Source organism: Treponema sp., assembly GCF_045641405.1.
Lineage (GTDB): Bacteria > Spirochaetota > Spirochaetia > Treponematales > Treponemataceae > Treponema_D.
This window is the reverse complement of the sequence record NZ_JAZUGX010000026.1, coordinates 1-2,325: the sequence shown is the minus strand read 5'-3', so window position 1 is coordinate 2,325 and position 2,325 is coordinate 1. Positions and strand designations below refer to the sequence as shown.

General features: G+C 39.4%; 3 protein-coding genes. All 3 read right to left on the bottom strand.

Translation table 11 applies throughout. The features are described from left to right. A partial coding sequence (locus tag ACKI39_RS04080) for a discoidin domain-containing protein (protein WP_407397924.1) occupies positions 1–324 on the bottom strand: 324 nt, incomplete at its 3' end. 239 nt (positions 325–563) lie between these two features. Continuing rightward, the gene (locus ACKI39_RS04075; protein WP_407397922.1) at positions 564–1,283 is read right to left on the bottom strand and encodes a VanW family protein; all 720 of its coding nucleotides are present in this window, start codon (positions 1,281–1,283) and stop codon (positions 564–566) included. Between the two features lie 132 nt (positions 1,284–1,415). Beyond that, positions 1,416–2,325, bottom strand: a 910-nt coding sequence (locus ACKI39_RS04070; RefSeq protein WP_407397920.1) for an NADase-type glycan-binding domain-containing protein, incomplete at its 5' end; no start/stop codon positions are given.

Sequence of the window (2,325 nt, the reverse complement as noted above, 5' to 3'; positions counted from 1 at the left end):
CTTAAGATAATAATCCTTGCTTACAAAACCGTTTACAATCTGGATTTCATCAAAGGAAACAGGTTCTGCAAATTCAACAGTAATTGATTCTCCAATGCCAGAGCCTTTCTGGTCAGCCTCGCACCAGGTGCTGTTAAAGTCACCGTCAAGAATGTTGATGGGCGGATAAAGATATTTTCCATCAAACTGGGCTTCAACAAGTTCGCTTGTGGCTGTTACGGATTTAACGGATGCAGATTTAGACTGTGCCTTGAACCATTTTGATTGGGCAAAAACACTTGCTCCAAGTAAAAGGCTTGTGGCAATGACAAAAAACTTTTTCATATTTCCCCCTGGTTTTGCTTTGAAAAAAATCAGTGTTAGAAATCATTATACACATATGTTGATTTCTTTTAAACGGTTTATTTTTAATAAGGTTCTGAATTTTTTTTCCTTCCGGTTGCTTCGGTTACAGAAGGTTCATCCTCAATTCCATGAATGTCCATGTTTCATCGAACTCGGCGAAGGTAACTGGTGCGGAATGAGATCTACGATATTTGCAGAAAAATGTGAAGCAGCCGTTTTCATTCATTTGTACTGCTGGAAGCAATTAGTGGCTCGTACATCATGAGGGCGTGGTTTTCTGTAATCTGCTCGTCGGAAAGCATTTGGTTTGTTTGGGCATCAAAGGTTTTTCTGCAGATTGTATTGTGGCGCACATAGTTGTTGCCAATTTCTGCCGTTATCCAGTGGTCTTTTTGATAGACTTCATATCGGAACGGGCATGGAATGTTGCACCTCCATTGGCCACAGAGCTTTCCGTCTTCTATCCAGACTTTAAGGATGAAAGATGTGGATGAATTGTTCTTTATCATCAGATCACGGTAATTGTAGACGCAGGTTGCTCCGCTTCCAAAGGGAAGGGTTCTGTTTGTGTCAGGAAAAACATCGTAACTGTGACGGAACCTTTCAATAACGGCAAGGGGACTGTGGAGTGTCATCCAGTAAATCAGATTTGAAAGGGCACAAAGACCTCCACCGATTTTAGCAACAGGCTTTCCATTGACAAGCATCATTCCTTTTGCGTAGCCTTTGAAAAATGTTGGATTTCCAACAAGACGCCAGTATGAGAAAATGTTTCCTGGTTTTAAGACAGCACCGTTGAGCTTTTTGACAGCGATAGAAAGGTTATGGGCTTTACCTTGCTGGAGTTCTGTATCTTCCTTGCTTAAATTCCTGAATATGGGAGAAGAATGTTCTGCTGTTACAAAAGGGAATTCCTTATCGATTTGTTCATCCGTCATTTTTGTTTTTTTTGCAAAGAGACTTGAGTAACGTAGCCAGAGAAAATATCTTATTGTGGAATAAAAAACAACGCCCAAAGTCACCCTGAGCCTTGAGCGCTTTTTTTGCGGAATGAAGCGGTACATTAAAAACTAGGGACCGTCAGAAAAGCGGACATCAAGAGCCTGGTCTGAATCAATTACTGTGTATTTTACGCCGTCAATGAAGATTGAATTGCCGTCAATCTTTATTAAAGTGACTGTCTTTACTTCTACATAGTCCACCTGTCTTGAAGTAATGATCCTTGAATTTCCAAGCTCATATCTTACTCTGTATCCATATCCAAAATAAGGTTCCCAGTAGCCTATGTAATATTGATATTTTGAATAGTCAAAATCATCTTCCATTGGATCCTCTTTTGGGTCGCCAATATTTGAGTTGTATCTGTACCAATAATAATCGTCATTTAACTGTAATTTTTTTTCCTTAAGGAATTCCTCTTGGCTTAAGATCATGCAGTCAGCTATATAATCAATTTTATTATTCCTCTCAGAATTGAATTTGATTACCCTGTCATCGTGCTTTTTTTCTGATTTAAGGAATATGTATTTTGAATCTGATAATCCACCGAATCTATGCCTGATGCTCTTTGCAAGTGAAAGAAACTGTTTTTCAAATTCCTTTGCATTTGACTGAAGCATCTGCTTTGAGTTTTCAACCTGAACGGCCTTAAGGTTTGCGACATTCTCAAATGGAATTACCTTTCCTTTGTGCAAGAGACGGATGTCGTCAAGGCAGGTGTCATCGTATTTTGACCCCTTGTAGACTTCACGGATTTCAAGAGTGAGTGTCTGGGCTGTCTGAAGAAGGTCAAACTTAATCGACTGCCAGTCTTGAACATTGTCCTTAAGTGTATAGTCTTTCTGCTGGAAATGTTCCTTTGCAACCTGAGTAAGGCGAAGAGTCTTTACACGGTTGTTCTTAAGATAATAATCCTTGCTTACAAAACCGTTTACAATCTGGATTTCATCAAAGGAAACAGGTTCTGCAAATTCAACAGTA

What these genes read in the sequence shown, in the direction of transcription:
- ACKI39_RS04075 (WP_407397922.1), bottom strand. Translation starts at nt 1,283, where the DNA reads ATGACGGATGAACAAATCGATAAGGAATTCCCTTTTGTAACAGCAGAA.